13 protein-coding genes and 2 pseudogenes are annotated in these 19,248 nt (G+C 62.2%); 14 read left to right on the forward strand and 1 reads right to left on the reverse strand.

Annotation, left to right across the window (positions count from 1 at the left end; all coding sequences use genetic code 11):
• Positions 1-43: 43 nt before the first annotated feature.
• Positions 44-1,147 carry a DUF1615 domain-containing protein gene (locus tag NVV94_RS14300; RefSeq protein ID WP_258447703.1) on the reverse strand — a complete coding sequence of 368 codons (1,104 nt, stop codon included), beginning with the start codon at positions 1,145-1,147 and terminating at the stop codon, positions 44-46.
• 249 nt (positions 1,148-1,396) lie between these two features.
• Between NVV94_RS14300 and NVV94_RS14305 the strand changes: the two genes are divergently transcribed.
• The 14 genes and pseudogenes from NVV94_RS14305 to NVV94_RS14370 all read left to right on the forward strand — a co-directional run bounded on the left by NVV94_RS14305 (position 1,397) and on the right by NVV94_RS14370 (position 19,212).
• Positions 1,397-1,975 (forward strand): DUF4157 domain-containing protein, encoded by a 579-nt coding sequence (locus NVV94_RS14305; protein ID WP_258443059.1) that lies wholly within the window; start codon positions 1,397-1,399, stop codon positions 1,973-1,975.
• Positions 1,976-2,028: 53 nt separating this feature from the next.
• On the forward strand, positions 2,029-2,349 hold the full coding sequence (locus NVV94_RS14310; protein WP_258443060.1) for a hypothetical protein: 321 nt from the start codon (positions 2,029-2,031) through the stop codon (positions 2,347-2,349).
• Positions 2,350-2,677: 328 nt separating this feature from the next.
• On the forward strand, positions 2,678-3,427 hold the full coding sequence (locus NVV94_RS14315) for an AraC family transcriptional regulator (RefSeq protein ID WP_258443061.1): 750 nt from the start codon (positions 2,678-2,680) through the stop codon (positions 3,425-3,427).
• Between the two features lie 103 nt (positions 3,428-3,530).
• Positions 3,531-4,433, forward strand: coding sequence for a DMT family transporter (locus NVV94_RS14320; protein ID WP_258443062.1), 903 nt, complete (start codon positions 3,531-3,533; stop codon positions 4,431-4,433).
• A gap of 485 nt (positions 4,434-4,918) precedes the next feature.
• The gene (ppnN, locus tag NVV94_RS14325) at positions 4,919-6,292 is read left to right on the forward strand and encodes a nucleotide 5'-monophosphate nucleosidase PpnN (protein ID WP_258443063.1); all 1,374 of its coding nucleotides are present in this window, start codon (positions 4,919-4,921) and stop codon (positions 6,290-6,292) included.
• Between the two features lie 322 nt (positions 6,293-6,614).
• Positions 6,615-9,535: pseudogene (locus NVV94_RS14330) on the forward strand (Tn3 family transposase); the annotation flags it as partial.
• A 315-nt stretch (positions 9,536-9,850) separates the two neighbouring features.
• On the forward strand, positions 9,851-12,247 hold the full coding sequence (locus NVV94_RS14335) for a heavy metal translocating P-type ATPase (protein ID WP_258447704.1): 2,397 nt from the start codon (positions 9,851-9,853) through the stop codon (positions 12,245-12,247).
• A gap of 29 nt (positions 12,248-12,276) precedes the next feature.
• Positions 12,277-12,672, forward strand: a complete 396-nt coding sequence (locus NVV94_RS14340; protein ID WP_258443064.1) for a MerR family transcriptional regulator — start codon at positions 12,277-12,279, stop codon at positions 12,670-12,672.
• Positions 12,673-12,684: 12 nt separating this feature from the next.
• On the forward strand, positions 12,685-12,927 hold the full coding sequence (locus NVV94_RS14345) for a DUF2933 domain-containing protein (RefSeq protein ID WP_258443066.1): 243 nt from the start codon (positions 12,685-12,687) through the stop codon (positions 12,925-12,927).
• Positions 12,928-13,104: 177 nt separating this feature from the next.
• Positions 13,105-13,434 (forward strand): hypothetical protein, encoded by a 330-nt coding sequence (locus NVV94_RS14350; protein ID WP_258447705.1) that lies wholly within the window; start codon positions 13,105-13,107, stop codon positions 13,432-13,434.
• Positions 13,435-13,532: 98 nt separating this feature from the next.
• A complete protein-coding gene (locus NVV94_RS14355; RefSeq protein ID WP_258443067.1) occupies positions 13,533-14,789 on the forward strand; it encodes a TolC family protein in 1,257 nt (418 codons plus the stop codon).
• Positions 14,786-16,270 (forward strand): efflux RND transporter periplasmic adaptor subunit, encoded by a 1,485-nt coding sequence (locus NVV94_RS14360; RefSeq protein ID WP_258443068.1) that lies wholly within the window; start codon positions 14,786-14,788, stop codon positions 16,268-16,270. Before NVV94_RS14355 ends, NVV94_RS14360 begins: the two co-directional genes overlap by 4 nt.
• Positions 16,267-18,853 (forward strand): annotated as a pseudogene (locus NVV94_RS14365) (efflux RND transporter permease subunit). The gene NVV94_RS14360 and the pseudogene NVV94_RS14365 overlap by 4 nt, the downstream one beginning before the upstream one ends.
• Entirely contained in the window at positions 18,850-19,212 is a 363-nt protein-coding gene (locus NVV94_RS14370; RefSeq protein ID WP_258443069.1) for a copper-binding protein, read from the forward strand. Before NVV94_RS14365 ends, NVV94_RS14370 begins: the two are co-directional and overlap by 4 nt.
• Positions 19,213-19,248: the final 36 nt, after the last annotated feature.

The raw sequence follows: 19,248 nt of genomic DNA on the forward strand, positions 1-19,248 counted from the left end.
GAGTTCCTGGCGGCAACGTTCGCGCACTACAGGGTACGCGTTTTTACTTCTTCGCACGTGCCATGCAGCGTTGACGACGCTCATCGACGCGGTTGGCGAACCAGGCGGTGGTGAGTTTGCGGGTAATCTTCGGGCTTTCCAGGGTGATACCCGGCACCACGGCGCGCGGCAGCCGTTTGCCCTCGAACTTCTCGGCCAGGGCGAACACCCGCTCATAAAGTTCCGTGTCTTCGAACTCGAGGCTATCGCCCTGTTCCAGTTGGCGCCTGATGGCGGTGTTGCTCAGGTCGAGCTTCTTGCCCAGCGTGCGCACCGCAAGCTCGGTCGCACCGGCCGTAAAAGTGCCGTGATTGATCAGGTCACCGTCGCGTGCCAGTGTAATGCCCGTGGCCAGGCTGACGGCGTTCTGGAAGGCGGCGTTACGGCTGGCGTACCAACCGGCGTTGAAATCGACGAAGCGGTAGAGTGATTTGGTGTAATGAGTGGGATAACCCAGCAAATGGGCGATGCCGAAGTACATGCCGCCACGACGACTGAACACTTCGTGGCGAATCGAGCCTTTCACAGGATAGGGATAATCGCGCGCCCGGGTCTCGGCGAAAGCAATGCTGACCTGCATCGGCCCGCCGGTTTGCACCGGATTCAAATTGCCGAACAGGCTCCGCCCCAACGGCGCCATGCCGATGAAGTCATCGAAGATGGCGCTGAGTTCCTTCTCGGTTCGCACGGTGCTCAGGCGCTGGCTGTAGGTCTTGCCGTTGGGTGATTCCAGCCCGAGCCCGGCATTGACCAGCACACCCGGGATATGCAATTTGGCGGCACGGCGGTCAATCTCCTCGCGCGCGATCCTGGCCAGCCCCGGCACCGGCGGGTCGACCTGGAAGGTCGATTCCTGCTCGGAAACCGCCAGCACCGAACACAGGTTCTCGTTGGTCGGCGCAATATCCTGGGCGGCGAATGCGGCATAAATGTCGGTCGCCCAGCCTTCACGGTCGGGGGTTTTGGCTGGCAATAGCCGAACGATCTGCGCCCGCACCTGGGCGGGACTTGGCGGCGGGGGTTCTTGGGTGCGCTGCGTACCGCAGCCGGCCAGCACGACAAGCGCGCCGAGCGACAGAGTATGGAGGGTCGATGAATTCAATCGCATGGCTTCCCGAACAGTGGTGCCCACAGGCGTTGCCACCACTATGCCTGAAGCGGCTGAAAATATTGATACGCCAACAATCAATAACCACTGCTGGACCTTGGAGCAGGCCGGGCGGCGCTGCGCCAGGGCCGGCATCAATAGCGCCGCCAGCACCTGGAAGATGGTCATGAACGCCGGCGTTGATGAACCCGGCATCGGGGGAAGTGCCACACTGTCGATCAGTACTCCACCACACAGCAGGAGAATTTGATGCCTTCGACTATCCAGCTTGCGGCACTGATCTTCGCGCTCGGCACCTGGTCCTTTGCCAACGCCTGCCCGCCCGGCGAGGTCGAAGTCTGCCTGGTGGGCTGCCTGTGCATACCCAACCCGGAGGCCATCAACAAGGAAATCACCCGGGTCGCCGCCCCGGCCCTCGAGCAATGGCTGGTGCAGTCGCGCGATGCCGCCGCCAGCACAGGCACCCAGACCATCCCGCTGGATATAAAAAGCCAACTGCAGCCCTACTACGACGACCGGGTGCTGGATGCGGCCCGCTACAAGGTCGCAGATGGCACCGAGCTGAGTGCCGTAGGCACCATGTTGCAGAACCCGGATACCAACGCTGTCACGCTGATCGATATCATCGTGTTCAGAAACGCCGATGATGCCCAGAGCAACGTGCTGCTCTGGGCGCACGAGCTCAAACACGTGCAACAGTTTCAGGACTGGAGAGTCGCCGAATTCGCGGTCCGCTATACCCGCGACTTCAACACCGTCGAGGCGCCCGCCTATGAAATCCAGGCCGAGGTCGCCCGCGCGCTCAAGGCATCGCGTCAAGGGCTGTAGTGCTATAGTCAAAGGCTTGGGGCAACGCGGGGGGTTCGCGTCGGAGGTTCGCCATGCGAAGCCTCGGTTGGATGGTCCTGGGCATTGCCAGTGGCATGCCAGGCTTGGCCGGCGCCCAATCCTGGGACAACATCATCGGCCAGGATTACTACGGCCAACCCCTGTCTGCCTTCAGCCAGGAGCCCTTATCCTATCGCTCGCCGCCGCCCAAGGCGTATGTGTCGACCTCGCCGCAGACCTTTCTCGTGGTGCCCGAGCCACACGACTTCCATGATTCCCGCTTGCCCGCGGTCGGGGATGTTCGGCCTCGCGTGCTGATCCGGACCTTTGATCCGGAGCTGAGGGTCTATGTCGATACCGAGGTTGGCAGATGACACGGTTCGGCGTACCTCGATCGGCGTAGCCGCTGCCGCAGGCTGTCGCAGTGGCGCACCATCTGGAGTCCCGCAGGGGCTCCCCCGGCGGTCTTGAGATTTTGCGCCCGCTAACGCGCGCGAGCGGCGCAGCGGCGCACCGAGCCTTCGGCAGCGGCTACGAGTGTTCGGCTCACCTCGGTTGGCGTAGCCGCTGCCGCAGGCTGCGCTGGAGTCACGCAGTGGCTCCCGGCGATCCCGGCATCCACCTCGATACCCCTATCTGAAATCCAATGGCTGAGGTAGGGTTTGCATGTTTCGACCACCCTACCCCCACAGGAGCAGCACGATGGCCGGTCACGAGCTACCGCCGGTATCCCTGACCCTCAGGTCCTATAGCGGCGAATGCGAAGCCCACGATCACGACTTCCACCAGATCGTGCTGCCGCAGTCGGGGGCCTTGGACATCGAGGTGGACGGCCTCGGCGGGCGGGTTGACTGGAGCCAGGGCGTGGTCATTCCCTGCGGCGCGCGCCACACCTTCTCGACGCGCACCTCCAACAGTTTCATCGTACTCGATGTGGCAGCGCCCCCGTGCGGCACCACCTTGAGCGACAAGACCTTCTTCCCCATCACGCCCCAGATCCGCCATCTGCTCGACTATGCCGCCCACAACGCGCAAGCCCTGGTGAGCGCTGCGCCGCTGGCCGCTTCATGGAGCACCTTGCTGTTCTCATCCCTTGCGCCTCCCGTGAAGCCACTGGAAAGTCGCAATCAATTGACCCTTGCCCGGGCCCTGGCCTACATCGAACACAACCTGGGCGCGCCCATGACCGTGCGCGATATCGCCCAGGCCTGCGCAACCAGCGAGCGTCGCCTTTACCAATTGTTCGAACAGCAATTGCAACGCTCGCCTTTCGCCTATATCGCCAGCCAGCGTTTGGACAGGGCAGTCGATCTGCTGCGTGAAACCACCCGGCCGATCGTCGATATCGCCCACAGCGTCGGCTATGCCGATCAAAGCGCCCTCACTCACGCCTTGAAGAAATCCAGAAACACGACCCCGGCGTCCATTCGCAAAGCCTCGCGCAATGCCTGAAGCTGCGCAGGCTTGAACAAATTCCTGGCGGTTTTCATCAATACCGATGGCACCACGCTGTTTAGCATTGTCTGATCAAAGACTTCGATCAGGCATTGGATAAATGACAGACACAGCGCAGGCCAACAAGGCCTTTTACCCAACCAGGACTGCAACCTCGGCAACGGCCATCGGCGTCGTCGCCGTCGTACTCTGGTCCTGCCTGGCCTTGCTGACCACGCTCACCGAGGGCATTCCTCCCTTCGAGCTGCTGGCGCTCAGTTTCGGCGTAGCCTTTCTGGCGAGTTTGTTCGTGATCGGGCTTCGCGGCGCTGCCGGCTTTCAGGCCTGGCGCCAGCCGCTGTCGGTGTGGACCGTTGGTTTTGTCGGCATCTTCGCCTATCACGCCCTGTATTTCTTTGCCCTCAAAGCTGCCCCGGCCGCTGAAGCCAGTCTGCTCGCCTATTTGTGGCCCCTGCTGATCGTGCTGCTGTCGGCGTTGTTGGCGGGCAGCCGGCTGCGCTGGCGACAATTGGCAGGCGCATTGCTGGGGCTCGCCGGCACGGCGTTCATCATGCTGCAACGCAGCCAGGCCGAGGTCGCGACGCTGCCGGTGGCTGGTTACCTGGCCGCACTGGGCTGCGCACTGGTGTGGTCGACCTATTCGGTGGTCAATCGCCGTTTCAGTGAGGTGCCCAGCAGTATCATCGGCGGGATCTGTGGCCTGGTCGCATTGGCCGGGATGATTTGTCATCTTGCCTTCGAAGCCACGGTCAGGCCCGATTTGAGCCAGTGGGCGGCGATCGTCGGCCTGGGGCTGGGGCCCGTTGGCCTGGCGTTCTTTGCCTGGGATCACGCTACCAAGCATGGCAGCCTGCCGATGCTTGGTGCCCTTTCCTACCTGGCGCCCTTGATTTCAACAGTGCTGCTGATCGCCGTCGGGAAAAGTCATGCCAGCCCGATGCTGATTCTACCCGCCGTGCTGATCATCGTCGGAGCGGTGATCGCGACCTCGCGATCCCGTTAATCGACGGGGCACCAGTCGGTTGCAATTTGAAATACCGATCGCTAACGTAATGAACGGTGACCTCGGTGAGCAGACCGATGTCGCGCAACCCGGCCTTTGCCCGGCCGTTGCAACAGAGAAGCGCTCTTCTACAACTTACTGGATCGTAAGCAGCACTCCAGCCTCGGTGCCAATGGCGCCATTGCCTGCACCGTCCCTTCTGACCCCATTGGCCCTTCTGATGCGGGAATGGATTGTCGACAAATCGATGTTCGCATTCGCCCATGCCCTTTCAACGCCGGACTAAGATGAGGACATAACGTGCCGACTTTGCTGCCGTCTCCTGCGTTCAGGAGGCGGCCACCCCGGGGGGATCTCATCGCAACGTTTACCTTTGCGCCCGGACGACAGAGAAAATACTCGCTGCGCGCGCCTGCGCTCAGTACTGACCTACTGATGTAACTGGCCTTTTGCTGGCTCGGTGGCATCGAAAAAAGGATATCCAGATGACCCCACGACATGTAATCAACGCTTCGGTAAGCCCCAAAGGCAGCCTGGAAACGCTGTCCCAACGCGAGGTGCAACAACTGAGCGAAGCCGGGTCGGGCAGTATCTATACGCTATTTCGCCAGTGCGCCCTGGCAATCCTCAACACGGGCGCCCACATCGACAACGCCAAGACGATTCTCGATGCCTACCAGGACTTCGAGGTTCGCATCCACCAGCAGGATCGAGGCGTGCGCCTGGAACTGCTCAACGCGCCGGCGGATGCCTTCGTCGACGGCGAGATGATCGCCAGCACCCGCGAGATGCTGTTCAGTGCCCTGCGCGACATCGTTTATACCGAGAACGAGCTGGAAAGCCGGCGCATCGACCTGAGCTGTTCACAGGGCATCACCGACTACGTGTTCCATCTGCTGCGCAACGCCCGCACCCTGCGCCCAGGCGTGGAACCCAAGCTGGTGGTGTGCTGGGGCGGCCATTCGATCAACACCGACGAGTACCAGTACACCAAGAAGGTCGGTCATGAACTGGGGCTGCGCAAGCTGGATATCTGCACCGGTTGCGGGCCCGGCGTGATGAAAGGGCCGATGAAAGGCGCCACCATTGCCCACGCCAAGCAGCGGATGAACGGCGGTCGTTACCTGGGCCTGAGCGAACCGGGAATCATCGCCGCCGAGGCGCCGAACCCTATCGTCAACGAGCTGGTGATCCTTCCGGACATCGAGAAGCGCCTGGAGGCCTTCGTCCGTGTCGGCCACGGCATCATCATCTTTCCCGGCGGCGCCGGCACGGCCGAGGAGTTTCTCTACCTGCTCGGCATCCTGATGCACCCGGATAACCGCGACCTGCCCTTCCCGGTCATCCTGACCGGCCCCAAAGGTTCGGCGCCTTACCTGCAGCAGTTGCATGCGTTCGTCGGCGCGACCCTGGGCGAGGCCGCGCAGCAGCACTACCAGATCATCATCGACGACCCTGCTGAAGTGGCACGGCAAATGACCGAGGCGCTCAAGGTGGTGCGGCAGTTCCGTCGTGAGCGCAATGATGCGTTCCATTTCAACTGGCTGCTCAAGATCGAGGAAGGTTTTCAGCGCCCGTTCGACCCCACCCACCAGAACATGGCCAGCCTCCAGCTGAGCCGCGACCTGCCGCCTCACGAGCTGGCGGCCAATCTCCGGCGCGCTTTTTCCGGTATCGTGGCCGGCAATGTGAAAGACAAGGGAATCCGCCTGATCGAGCAGCACGGGCCCTACGAAATCCATGGCGACGCCGCGGTCATGAAGCCTCTGGATCACTTGCTGCAATCATTCGTCGCGCAACACCGCATGAAGCTGCCGGGCGGGGCGGCCTATGTGCCCTGCTATCGGGTCGTCACGTGAAAGCGTGAATGATCTTCCTGCTGTCTGGAATGCCGCTTGCGTTTTGCAGATTGCAGGAAGGTCCTTCGGGTCGTGCGCGACCCCGGCTTGACGCGTTTGAATGCGACATGCCAGGCCCTGAGCTGTTGGGATGAACGTTGGTCGGTGCTGGTCGGGTTTTGCGCCATGAAAGCCACCACGCCGACTTATTCGGGTTATGCCGAGATAAGGGGAAAATTCACTCACTTCGCTCGTAACTACCTGTTAATAATGACTTTTTATAATTCCCTGCTACATCCCTGCGCGTAGACTATCTTTTCTGGTTCCCCTGAAAGGAGGTCCTATGGCTTCAGTAGAGCGCACGTCGTACCCCACTCTGTCAAAGTCGTATTCGAAGGCTGAGTTACAGCGCGAATTTTCCTTTTCAGATGAGGAGCTTAAGTGGGTACGAAGCAAGTCTAAGGCGCCTTTTCACCTCAATCTCGCCGTCCTACTCAAGACCTTCCAGGTACTTCGATTTTTTCCTGACATTATCGACGTCCCTGAGCAAATCGTGGATTTCATCCGTGGTGAATTAGGTCAACGGCGCAAGGTAAAACCCGCGGAGTACAAGTGGTTTCAGCAGTATCGGCACATGAGCGCCGTCCGAGCGCGGCTCGGGGTTTCCGCATTTTATGGATCAGATGCAATTGACCCCGCTGAGCGCCATGCTAAAGCAATGTCATTCTTGCTTGACCAGCGTGCCGACATCATCAACTCCGTGATCGAGGAGCTGATTCGTCAGAATTATGAGCTCCCGGCGCACTCAACTCTCAATGATCTTGCCGAAAAGGTTCACGCCGAATGTCTGGAGACCATATTCAATCAAGTAGTCAACAGAACCCCCATTGAAGTCATCTATCAGTTGAAAGCGCTTTTGGAGACGGATTTTGGCCGGCGTCAGAGTGATTTCAATGCGTTGAAGCAGACACCACGAAAGCCTTCACGCAAGCATCTAGAGGTGTTGATTGATCACCTAAGTTGGCTTGAAAGGTTCGGTGACTTGGATGTCATCTTCGAAGGCGTAACTGAGCCTAAGATCCGCCATTTCTCCTCGTTAGCTGCTGCCTCTGACGTCTCCGAGCTGCAGGACTGTTCTCTTCCCAAGCGCTATACCCTGATGCTTGCTCTGATCTACAAGATGCGAATTCGAACTCGTGACCATCTCGCGGAGATGTTCATCAAACGGATCTCGACCATCCACAAGCGGGCCAAGGATGAGTTGGAGCAAATCCAGCTACGTCAGCGCAAAAAACTAGAGCTGCTCGTGGCCACCTTGGATGGTGTGATTCAGATCCTCAGCCAAGAACCAAGTAATGAAGAAGCCGGCAGCCTGATTCGCGAGTATCTGTCCCCCGAGGGGAACCTTGATCAGCTTCGTGAGGCCTGCGCTGAAGTCCAGGCGACGGGTGGCAGTAACTATCTTCCGCTACTCTGGAAGCACTTCAAGTCCCATCGCTCACTGCTGTTCCGCCTCAGCCATCTGCTGCAACTGGAGCCGACAACCCAGGATCAATCGCTAATCCAGACGTTACAGCTTGTTCAGGATCATGAGCAGCTGCACCGAGAATGGATTGATGAACACGTTGACCTTTCGTTCGCGTCAGATCGCTGGTTGAAGGTTGTCAGGCGTTCTGCCAGTGAGGGGCCGCCGACCAATCGGCGCTTTCTGGAGGTCTGTGTCTTCTCTTACCTGGCCAGTGAACTCCGCTCCGGGGACCTTTGTGTTCTGGGCTCCGAGTCGTTTGCTGACTACCGCACACAGTTGCTGCCGTGGGATGAGTGTCTGACTCGTCTGCCGGCGTACTGCGAAAAGGTCGGGCTGCCGAGCACCGCCAAAGAGTTTGTCACCAGCTTGAAGGAGCAACTTGAGAACACCGCTCAGCAACTGGATGATAAATTTCCCAGTTGCCGCAGCGATGTCTCGATCAACGATGCGGGAGAACCCGTGCTCAGGCGCGTTATGGCCCGCGATATTCCGCCCTCGGCAATCTCCCTACAAACGGCGATCACTCAACGTATGCCAGCCAGGCATGTGCTCGACATCATGGCAACATCGAGCACTGGATTCAGTTCACCCGCCATTTCGGACCGATGTCCGGTAGCGATCCCAAGCTCAAGGAGCCGGCCGAGCGCTACCTGATGACGATCTTCGCCATGGGCTGCAACCTGGGGCCGAACCAGGCGGCTCGCCATCTGGCGGGCAATGTCACTCCGCACATGCTGTCCTACAACAATCGCCGGCACCTGCCGCTCGAAAAGCTTGACAAGGCCAACCGGGAGTTGGTCGAACTCTATCTCCAGCTCGATCTGCCCAAGCTCTGGGGCGACGGCAAAGCGGTCGCCGCCGACGGAACTCAATTCGACTTCTACGATGAAAACTTGTTGGCGGGCTACCACTTCCGCTACCGCAAGATGGGCGCAGTCGCCTACCGGCATGTGTCGAATAACTACATCGCGGTGTTCCAGCACTTCATCCCGCCAGGTATCTGGGAAGCCATCTATGTCATTGAGGGCTTGCTGAAGGCAGATCTCAGCGTCGAAGCCGATACGGTCTATTCCGACACTCAAGGCCAGTCCGCTACGGTGTTCGCCTTCACCCATTTGCTGGGCATCAATTTAATGCCGCGCATCCGCAACTGGCGCGACCTGATCATGTATCGGCCCGATCGCTCGGCCAAGTACAAGCACATCAACAGCCTCTTCACCGATACCGTCGACTGGAGCCAGATCGAGACCCATTGGCAGGATCTGATGCAAGTGGCGCTATCGATTCAGGCCGGCAAGATTTCCTCTCCCATGCTGCTCAGGAAGCTGGGCTCCTATAGCCGGAGGAACAAGCTCTACCATGCCGCTCAAGAGCTGGGATGCGTGGTCCGGACGATTTTCCTGCTCAACTGGATCGGCAACCGCGAACTGCGCCAGGAAGTGACGGCCAACACCAACAAGATTGAGTCCTACAACGGCTTCTCGAAGTGGTTGTCCTTCGGCGGCGATGTGATTGCCGAGAACGATCCGGATGAGCAACAGAAGCGCCTGCGCTACAACGACATGGTCGCCTCTTCGGTGATTCTGCAGAACACCGTGGACATGATGCGCATCCTGCATAAGCTCGCCCGTGATGGCTGGCAGTTTACCGATGAGGACGTATCGTTTCTTAGTCCCTACCTGACCAGCAACGTCAAACGCTTTGGGGAGTTCAATCTGAAACTCAAGCGCCCACCTGGCTCGGCGCTGTGATGAATCATGTGAAAACGCCACAGCCTTCGCACTCGGTGACTGATTCGATGCATGGCATATAGAGGTCATGCCGATATAAGGCGGAAATCAGGACATTTACTCTGTAAATCCTTGAATTATCGAAAGCTTGAGTCGTCAGCATTGGGCTGGTTACCCAGTCGACAGACCAGCCTCGATCCTCTCTGTGCAGACTCGTTGCCACTTGACATTGCTTCGGTGGCAAGGTCCAACCTTGGCATTGTGAAGAAATGCCTCAGGAGGTTGGTGATGACCAGCGCGCTCCCCGATACCACCGCTGCCATGCCCGCAGGTCCGGTCCAGCAATGGACCTTCGGCGTGGCCGGCATGACCTGCGCGTCCTGCGTGACGCGTGTCGAGAAGGCCTTGCTGAAGGTGCCGGGCGTTGCCGCCGCCAGTGTCAACTTGGTCAGCGAGGCGGCGACGGTCGAGGTGAAGGCCGAAGTTGCGCTGGCGCCCCTGCTCCAGGCGGTAGTAGGCGCGGGCTATCGCGTGAAGGAAGACGAACTGGACTTGGCCATCGCCGGCATGAGCTGCGCCTCGTGCGTTGGTCGCGTCGAGAAGGCCCTGTTGAAGGTTCCGGGCGTGTTGTTGGCCACGGTGAATCTGGCCAGCGAAGGGGCGCGGGTCCGGGTGGTGTCCGGCGCGGTCTCGCTGGCGGCGCTGATCCAGGCGGTAGTGGCAGCCGGCTATGAGGCCAGCGTGCCGGCAGCCAAAGAGGCCACTGCCGCGCCGCCGCGTCGCGACTGGTGGCCGGTGGCGCTGGCTGCCGGACTTTCCCTGCCGCTGGTGGTGCAGATGCTCGCCGCGTTGCTGGGTGTGCGTTGGAGCGTGCCGGGCTGGGTGCAACTGGTACTGGCCACGCCGGTGCAGTTCTGGCTGGGCGCGCGTTTCTATCGGGACGGCTGGCGGGCCTTGCGCGTCGGCAGCGGCAATATGGACCTCCTGGTGGCACTGGGCACCAGTGCGGGCTACGGACTGTCGGTCTACCTGCTGGCGACGCATGCCGGCCCCGGCGACCCGCCCCTCTATTTCGAGGCTTCCGCGGTAGTGATCACCCTGGTGCTGCTCGGCAAGTGGCTTGAGGCACGCGCCAAGCGCCACACGGGCGACGCCATTCGCGCGTTACAGGCCCTGCGACCGGACACCGCCCGCGTGCGCCGCGACGGGGTGGAGTACGAGGTGCCGGCGAATGCGCTGATCGTCGGTGACCTAGCAGTGGTGCGGCCGGGCGAGCGTGTGCCGGCCGACGGTGTAGTGCGCGACGGGCGCAGCCATCTCGACGAGTCATTGTTGACCGGCGAGAGTCTGCCGGTCGCCAAGGGCGTGGGTGATTCGGTCACCGGCGGGGCGATCAACGGCGAGGGGCTGTTGCTGATCGTGACCACGGCGGTCGGCGCGGAAAGCACGCTGGCCCGGATCATCCGCCTGGTCGAAAACGCTCAGGCGGCCAAGGCGCCGATCCAGCGTTTGGTGGATCGGGTCAGCGCCGCTTTCGTACCGGTGGTGCTGGTGGTCGCGGCCATGGCCCTGCTGATCGGCTGCTGGCTGACCGGCGAGGTGGCCGGCCCGCTGATCAACGCGGTGGCGGTGCTGGTGATCGCCTGCCCCTGTGCGCTGGGCCTCGCCACACCGACCGTGATCATGGCCGGTACCGGGGTCGGCGCGCGCCACGGCATTCTGATCAAGGATGCGGAAGCCTTGGAGATCGCGCACCGGGTGAGCGTAGTGGCCTTCGACAAGACCGGCACGCTGACCTTGGGCAAACCCCAAGTGACGGCGCTGGAGGTGGCGGACGGCGATATCGCGCGCCTGCTGCAACTGGCCGCGTCGGCGCAGGTCGGCAGCGAGCACCCGCTGGCGCAGGCGTTGCTGGACAAGGCCGAGCATGAGGGCGTGGCTTTATTGCCAGCGTCCGAGATCGCGGCATTGCCGGGGCGCGGCCTGGCGGCCTCGGTAGCAGGGCGTGCGCTGCGCCTGGGCAGCACGCGGTTGATGCAGGAACTCGGCGTGGACCTGTCGCCGCTCGCACCTTCCGCGGCGGCGTTGGCCCAGGCCGGCAATAGCGTGTCCTGGCTTGCCGACCTGTCCGAGCAGCCGCAGTTGTTGGGCCTGATCGCCTTCGGCGATGCGGTGAAGCCGACCGCACGGCAGGCTGTGGCGCGCTTGCACAAACTGGGTATCCGCACCGTGATGATCACCGGCGATAACCGCGGTGCGGCCGCCAGCGTGGCCGCGCTGCTCGGCCTCGACGAGGTGCGCGCCGAGGTGCTGCCCGGCGACAAGGCGGCCGTGGTGCAAGCGCTGAAGGCCGATGGCGCGGTAGTGGCTATGGTCGGTGACGGCATCAACGACGCGCCGGCGCTGGCGGCGGCCGATGTCGGTATTGCCATGTCGACCGGCACCGACGTGGCGATGCACACCGCTGGCATCACCCTGATGCGCGGTGATCCGGCGCTGGTGGCGGATGCCTTGGCACTGTCCCGCCACACCTACGGGCGGATTCTGAAGAGCCTGTTCTGGGCCTTCGTCTACAACCTGGTCGGCATTCCGCTGGCCGCATTCGGTCTATTGAACCCGGTGGTGGCCGGCGCGGCGATGGCGTTGTCCAGCGTCTCGGTGGTCACTTACGCCCTGTTGCTGAAGCGTTGGCGGCCGGCACTGGTAGAGCGGGACTGACTCGGTGGCTCGCCGAGGAGGATAAATTAATGAACATTGGCGAAGCAGCGAGTGAAAGCGGTTTGTCCGCCAAGATGATCCGTTACTACGAACGCATTGACCTGATCCCGGCCTCACGGCGCACGCAAGCAGGCTATCGTGTCTACCGCGAGAACGACGTACAGGTTTTGCGCTTCATTCACCATGCGCGGGATCTGGGGTTCTCGATCGAGCAGGTCCGTACCTTGCTGGAGTTATGGCGGGACCGTAATCGCCCCGACGGCGAGGTTCAGGGCATCGCCCGGACCTACATCGATGTGTTGAACGCGCGTATTGCCGCGCTGCTGGCCATGCACGATGCCCTGTCATACCTGGCCGAGCATTGCGACGACTCTGAACAACCACCTGGGCCGTTCCTGGATGACCTGCCCCCACTACCTGCCTGAAAGGAGAGCATCATGATTAGCAATAAATCCACAATGGTTCGGCTGGGCATCGGTGCTGCCATTACCCTGGTGGCTGCCTATGTCTTGTTCCCGGCTTTTCAAACTTGGATCGTGACGAACGCGCTGATCTTGCTGTTACTGCTCTGTCCGCTGGCGATGGTGTTTTGTATGCGCGGCATGCACAAGGATGCGCCCGCTGCCGACGACACCCGGAAGGCTAAGCCGACTGAGCGCAACCCAAACGACACGCCGTGATCCGTAACGGCTTTCATGGCCCACACGTTGCCTGAGGGCATAAGCGCACCTTTATGCCTGCATTCGCTTGAGGCGAGGACGATCTCTTGGCCAACGAACACATCCGCACAGGTTCTTTCTTACGGATCAGTAATTGTACGGTCCGTTACCAGCGACTAAACTCCTTCGCATGAAACGCTGCGGCTATGCCTCACCTTCCTGATTAGCCTGGCGCTTCCCCTGAGCGGGATTGCGGGCATCGAGGCAGCGACAGAACCTTGCCCGATGAAAACGGCGGGCATGGCGATGATGGGGGATGTGGAGCAGGACTGTTGCCAGGATATGGGCAGTCCCTCCGAGCATGGCAAACCCTGCAAGCCCGGCCAGGAATGCAAGACCGGCGGCATGCTGCAAGTATCGATCGTCAAGCCTCCCGTCACCTTGTCCAGCCCCTCTGCGGCTCCCTTCTCCAGCGATTTCCTGCCTGCCCAGGCCCCTTCCGGGGTATGGCGACCTCCGCGCGTTTGATTCCTGTACCACACTAAGTTTCATCCCGCACCGACGGGATGGCTTGCCTGCGCGCACGTTCGAGCGGCGCGCAGCGGATCATCACAGGAATCGTGAACATGAACTCCAAACGCTATTGCACAGGGTGGCCCGTCGCGGCTGCCCTGGCGGCAACCGTGCTGGCATTACCGAGCCTAGCTGCACCCCTGACACTCGATGAAGCCTTGCGGTTGGCCGAAGACAATGCCCCTTCGTTGACCGCCCAGGCGGCCAAATTGGAGGCGGCCAGTAGCGCCGCCATCCCGGCCGGCGAATTACCCGATCCGAAGTTACTGCTGGGCGTGCAGAACTTCCCCGTTGGTGGTCCCGATCGCTGGAGCATCGACCAGGACTTCATGACCATGCAGATGGTCGGAGTCATGCAGGAGGTGCCCAATCGTGACAAGCGCCGGGCACGCATCGAGGTGGCCGAGGCGGCCGTCGATCGAGCCATGGCCGAAAGCCGGGTCGAGCGTCTGAAAGTCCGTCAGGCCACCGCTCTGGCCTGGATCAGCAGCTACTCGGTGGAGCGCAAACAGGCGCTGTTCCAGGATTTCTTCCGCGAGAATCGCCTGCTGGGCGATACCGTCCGCGCGCAGATCGCCGGCGGTCGTGGGCAGACCGCCGATGCCGTGACACCGAAACAGGAGGCGGCCCTGTTGGCTGAGCAACAGGACGAATTGATCCGGCTGCGCGCGCAAGCGCGTGCCGCCCTGCGGCGCTGGATCGGCCCTGCCGCCAATGAGCCGCTGGCCGGTCGCTTGCCGGAGTGGCCGATCGCAGCCGAGGGCTATGCCCATAAGCTGCAATATAACCCTGCGTTGGCGGCCTTCGCGCCGATCACCCGCGAAGCGCAGGCCAAGGTACGTGAAGCGCAAGCGGAAAAGCAATCCGACTGGAGCTGGGAACTCGACTACCAGCGCCGCGGCCGTGAGTTCGGCGACATGCTGAGCGTGCAGTTCAGCTTCGACCTGCCGCTGTTTCCCGGCTCCCGGCAGAACCCCATGATCGCCGCCCGGCACGCCGAACTGAATCAGTTGGAGGCCGAGCGCGAAGTCCTCGCACGCGAGCATGCCCAGCAACTGGAAGAGGACCTGGCCGAATACGAGCGCCTGAACCGCGCCGTGCGCCGCAGCCAGGACAGCCTGTTGCCCCTGGCCAAGGAAAAGGTGGAGCTGACCATGGCCAGCTACCGCGCCGGCAAAGGCGACTTGGCGCCCGTCATCGCCGCCAGGCGCGAACTGATCGAGGCGCGCCTCAAACATATCGACTTTGAAGAGCTGCGAGCCCTGACCAGCGCCCGCCTGTATTTCACTTACGGGGAGAATCACCAATGACTGCGCGAATCTGGCAAGGGGCTTTGTTGACAGGCCTGTCGGTCGCCCTCGGCGTTGCCGGTGGCTACTGGTTCGCTCAGCAGCGCCCGAGCGGCATGCCGCAGTTGGCCGCCGAATCGGCGGCAACGGCGACGGACGAACGTAAGGCGCTGTATTGGTACGACCCCATGTACCCGCAGCAGAAGTTCGACAAGCCGGGAAAATCGCCCTTTATGGACATGCAACTGGTACCTCAGTACGCCGATGCAGCGGCGGACAGCGCGGCCATCAGCATCGACCCCAGCCTGACCCAGAACATCGGTCTGCGCCTGGCCCCGGTCAGCCGCGGGGCCCTCGCCAGCAGTCTGGAGGTGGTCGGCGTATTGGCGTTCAACGAACGGGATATCGCGGTGGTGCAGGCGCGTACCGCTGGCTTTGTCGAGCGCGTCTATGCCCGCGCGCCTGGCGATGTGCTCAAGGCTAATGCAGCGCTGGCCGACCTGTTGGTGCCGGAATGGGCCGCTGCCCAGGAGGAGTTCCTCGCGCTCAAGCGCAATGGCGACGCCGGCTTGCTGGCGGCGGCACGTCAACGCCTGCGCCTCACCGGCATGCCGGCGGCGCTGATTGCCCAAGTGGAACGCAGCGGCAAGACCCAGCCAACCCTGACCCTCACCAGCCCGATTGGCGGTGTGTTGCAGGAGCTGGATGTGCGTGCGGGGATGACCGTGGCGGCTGGCGACACCCTGGCCCGCGTCAACGGCTTGAGTAGCGTCTGGCTCGCGGTGGCCGTTCCGGAGGCCGAGGTTGGAGCGATTGCCGTTGGCCAGGCGGTCGAGGCACGCCTGCCGGCCTTCCCAGGGGAAGTACTTGGCGGCACGGTCAGCGCCGTTCTGCCTGAGACGAATCCGGATAGCCGCACGGTTCGCGTGCGTGTCGAACTGCCCAATCCCGACGGCCGCCTGCGGCCAGGCTTGACCGCGCAGGTGCGCCTGAACCGGTCGACTGAACAAAGCCTGTTGTGGGTGCCGAGCGAGGCGGTCATCCGCACCGGCCGGCGTGCCCTGGTGATGCTCGCCGAAGACGGTGGGCGCTACCGCCCGGTCGAAGTACAGCTCGGACGCGAAAACGAAGGCAAAACGGTGGTGCTGCAAGGTCTCGAGGAAGGCCAGCAGGTGGTCGCCTCCGGACAATTCCTGCTCGATTCCGAGGCCAGCCTCAAGGGCATAGTCGCGAGTACTGCGCAAATGCCGGAGCCTGCCACAGCAGCCCCCGTCCTGCATGAGGCCGAGGGGCAAATCGTCGAGATCACTAACCAGGGCGTGACCCTCGCCCATGGTCCGTTCAAGACGCTGGGCATGCCTGGCATGACCATGACCTTCCCCCTGGCCGACCCCGCCCTGACGCAGGGGTTCAAGGTGGGTGACAAGGTACGTGTGGCGGTGCTCCAAACCGACGATGGGCTGTTGATTGAGCGCCTGCAGAAGCTGGGAGGCCAGCCATGATCGCCGCCCTGATTCGCTGGTCGGTGGCCAACCGCTTCCTGGTGTTGCTGGCGACGCTGTTCGTAACGGCCTGGGGTGTCTGGTCGGTGCAGAGCACCCCCATCGATGCGCTGCCGGACCTCTCCGATGTTCAGGTGATCATCCGCACCCCTTATCCGGGGCAGGCGCCGCAGATAGTCGAGAATCAGGTCACCTATCCGCTGGCCACCACCATGCTCTCGGTGCCGGGGGCGAAGACCGTGCGCGGCTTCTCCTTCTTCGGCGACAGCTTCGTCTATGTCATCTTCGAGGACGGTACCGACCTCTACTGGGCCCGCTCGCGGGTGCTGGAGTACCTCAGCCAGATTCAAAGTCGCCTGCCGGCCAGCGCCAAGCCGGCGTTAGGACCGGATGCTACGGGGGTGGGCTGGATCTACCAGTACGCTCTGGTGGATCGCAGCGGCGGGCACGACCTGGCGCAACTGCGCGCGCTGCAAGACTGGTTCCTCAAGTTCGAGTTGAAGACCCTGGCGAATGTCGCGGAAGTGGCAACCGTCGGCGGCATGGTCAAGCAGTACCAAGTGCTGCTCGATCCGCTCATGCTGGCCAGTCTGGCTATCACCCAGGCCGAAGTGATCGAGGCCATAGGCCGGGCCAACCAGGAAACCGGTGGTGCCGTGCTGGAGATGGCGGAGGCCGAGTTCATGGTGCGCGCTTCCGGCTACCTGAAGACGTTGAATGACTTCCGCGCGATTCCCCTCAAGCTCGGTGCCGGCGGCGTGCCGGTGACCCTCGGCGACGTGGCGACTATTCATCACCCTGTCATTTATCCCGGTGTTCACCCTGGAAGCCCAGGAGGGCCGCCTGTTCGGCCCGCTGGCCTTCACCAAAACCTATGCCATGGCGGCGGCGGCCGGCCTCTCGGTGACCCTGGTGCCGGTGCTGATGGGCTACTGGATTCGCGGACGGATTCCCAATGAAGAACAGAACCCGCTGAACCGTTGGTTGATCAGGATCTACCAACCGGCCCTCGATGCGGTGCTACGCCGGCCCAAGGTCACCCTGCTGGTCGCGGCGCTGGTCTTTCTCAGCGCGCTGTGGCCAATCTCCCAGTTGGGTGGCGAGTTCCTCCCGCCACTGGATGAGGGCGACCTGCTCTACATGCCTTCGGCCTTGCCGGGTTTGTCGGCACAGAAGGCGGCGCAGTTGCTGCAGCAGACCGACCGCCTGATCAAGACGGTACCGGAAGTCGAGCATGTGTTCGGCAAAGCCGGACGCGCCGAAACCGCCACCGACCCGGCGCCGCTGGAGATGTTCGAAACCACCATCCAGTTCAAGCCCCGCGAGCAGTGGCGCCCCGGGATGACCCAGGAGCAGCTGGTGGAGGAGCTGGATCGGGTGGTGCGAGTGCCGGGGCTGACCAACATCTGGATACCGCCGATCCGCAACCGCATCGATATGCTCGCCACCGGGATCAAGAGCCCGATCGGGGTGAAGGTCGCCGGCACCAACCTGATGGAAATCGACGCGGCCACCCAGGCGGTCGAGCGCGCGGCCAAGAGTGTGCCCGGCGTCAGTTCGGCCCTGGCCGAGCGTTTGACCGGCGGGCGCTATATCGATGTGGATATCGACCGCCAGGCCGCCGCGCGTTACGGGCTGAATATCGCCGATGTGCAGTCGATCGTGGCCAGCGCCATCGGTGGCGAAAACGTCGGGGAGACCATCGAAGGGCTAGCACGCTTCCCGATCAACGTGCGCTATCCCCGTGAGTGGCGCGACTCGCTCGGTGCCCTGGAGCAACTGCCGATCTACACCCCGCAGGGCAGCCAGATCACCCTGGGCACGGTGGCGCGAGTCAAGGTCAGCGATGGGCCACCCATGCTGAAGAGCGAGAACGCCCGGCCTTCCGGCTGGGTGTATATCGACGTACGCGGCCGGGATATCGCCTCGGTGGTCGCCGATCTGCGCCGGGCCGTCGGCGAGCAGGTCAAGCTGCAGCCGGGCACGAGCCTGAGTTACTCGGGGCAGTTCGAGTTTCTCGAACGGGCCAATGCCCGGCTCAAACTGGTGGTGCCGGCGACCCTGCTGATCATCTTCGTGCTGCTCTACCTGACCTTCGCCCGCTTCGACGAGGCCTTCTTGATCATGGCCACCCTGCCGTTCGCCCTCACCGGCGGGGCCTGGTTCCTCTACCTGCTGGGCTTCAACCTGTCGGTGGCCACCGGCGTCGGCTTCATCGCACTGGCCGGGGTGGCGGCCGAGTTCGGCGTGATCATGCTGCTCTACCTGAAGAACGCTTGGGCCGAGCGTGAAAACGGCGGCCTATGCAGCGAAGGTGCGCTACTCGAGGCAATTCGCGAAGGCGCCGTGCAGCGCGTGCGGCCCAAGGCGATGACGGTGGCGGTGATCATCGCCGGCCTGCTACCGATCCTCTTGGACAGCGGCACCGGCAGCGAGGTGATGAGCCGGATCGCCGCGCCCATGGTCGGTGGCATGGTCACCGCGCCCTTGCTTTCCCTGTTCGTCATTCCGGCGGCCTATCGCTTGATGCGCCGTCGGCACCTCCCCGCTGCATCCACCAACCGTCAAGGAAAAGCTGTATGAAGCAAGCCCTGAACGCAGTTGCAAGCGTAGTTGTTGCGCTATCCCTTCCCGTCCTGGCCGAGGACATGCCGGGAATGAAGATGGACGACATGCCCATGGCGGGCATGCAGATGCAGCAGGAAGCGCAGCAGGCCCCAACCGCCAAGGCCAGTGGTACGGTCAAGGCAATCGACACCGAGAAAAACACCGTCACCCTCGCGCATGGCGCCGTGCCGGCATTGCAGTGGCCAGCTATGACCATGGGCTTCAGCGCAACTGCGGAGCAACTGGCGGGCCTGAAGGTGGGTGATCGAGCGGAGTTCGAGTTTCGCGCCGAGGGAATGGCAGCCTCCATCGCGTCCATCAAGACTCTGAACTAACAATGGCATGGATGCCTGGTTCGACATTCAGTAGCT

Source organism: Pseudomonas sp. LS1212, assembly GCF_024741815.1.
GTDB lineage: Bacteria > Pseudomonadota > Gammaproteobacteria > Pseudomonadales > Pseudomonadaceae > Aquipseudomonas.

Coding starts and splice junctions, on each gene's coding strand:
- NVV94_RS14360 (WP_258443068.1), top strand. CDS start 14,786: ATGACTGCGCGAATCTGGCAAGGGGCTTTGTTGACAGGCCTGTCGGTC.
- NVV94_RS14355 (WP_258443067.1), top strand. CDS start 13,533: ATGAACTCCAAACGCTATTGCACAGGGTGGCCCGTCGCGGCTGCCCTG.
- NVV94_RS14305 (WP_258443059.1), top strand. CDS start 1,397: ATGCCTTCGACTATCCAGCTTGCGGCACTGATCTTCGCGCTCGGCACC.
- NVV94_RS14315 (WP_258443061.1), top strand. CDS start 2,678: ATGGCCGGTCACGAGCTACCGCCGGTATCCCTGACCCTCAGGTCCTAT.
- NVV94_RS14310 (WP_258443060.1), top strand. CDS start 2,029: ATGCGAAGCCTCGGTTGGATGGTCCTGGGCATTGCCAGTGGCATGCCA.
- NVV94_RS14345 (WP_258443066.1), top strand. CDS start 12,685: ATGATTAGCAATAAATCCACAATGGTTCGGCTGGGCATCGGTGCTGCC.
- NVV94_RS14300 (WP_258447703.1), bottom strand. CDS start 1,147: ATGCGATTGAATTCATCGACCCTCCATACTCTGTCGCTCGGCGCGCTT.
- NVV94_RS14370 (WP_258443069.1), top strand. CDS start 18,850: ATGAAGCAAGCCCTGAACGCAGTTGCAAGCGTAGTTGTTGCGCTATCC.
- NVV94_RS14340 (WP_258443064.1), top strand. CDS start 12,277: ATGAACATTGGCGAAGCAGCGAGTGAAAGCGGTTTGTCCGCCAAGATG.
- NVV94_RS14320 (WP_258443062.1), top strand. CDS start 3,531: ATGACAGACACAGCGCAGGCCAACAAGGCCTTTTACCCAACCAGGACT.
- NVV94_RS14335 (WP_258447704.1), top strand. CDS start 9,851: ATGCCCGCAGGTCCGGTCCAGCAATGGACCTTCGGCGTGGCCGGCATG.
- ppnN (WP_258443063.1), top strand. CDS start 4,919: ATGACCCCACGACATGTAATCAACGCTTCGGTAAGCCCCAAAGGCAGC.